Source organism: Priestia sp. SIMBA_032, assembly GCF_046535215.1.
Lineage (GTDB): Bacteria > Bacillota > Bacilli > Bacillales > Bacillaceae_H > Priestia > Priestia aryabhattai.
Genome location: NZ_JAWRXD010000217.1, coordinates 1 through 379 on the forward strand (window position 1 = coordinate 1; position 379 = coordinate 379).

1 protein-coding gene is annotated in these 379 nt (G+C 33.2%); it reads left to right on the top strand.

What is annotated here, in order from left to right:
• Positions 1 to 326 (top strand): YdcF family protein (locus SB717_RS34070; RefSeq protein WP_410907236.1); only part of this gene is annotated, 326 nt, incomplete at its 5' end.
• Positions 327 to 379: the final 53 nt, after the last annotated feature.

The window sequence follows — 379 nt, forward strand, 5'->3', positions numbered from 1 at the left end:
GTGGTCAAGGAGAAGATGAAGATATACCGGAAGCTCATAGCATGAGAAATTATTTAATGGTACACGGTATAGATGAGAGTCGTATTTTAATAGAAGATCAATCTACAAATACGTATGAAAACTTAAAATTTAGTATGGATTTATATAATGTGAAACATGCGGTAGTGGTAAGTAATACATATCATTTATATCGAACGAAAATAATTGCAAAGCGTTTAGGTATGAAGATGGAGGCGCTAGCTGCTGAAACACCAATTCGTTCTAAGAGAAAAATGTATGTTCGCGAATATGCTGCTATTATGAAAACAATATTGTTCGACCGTTAGAGCTCAAATGCGAGCTCTTTTTTAATTTAAAAGCGTATCATTTGAAATGAATG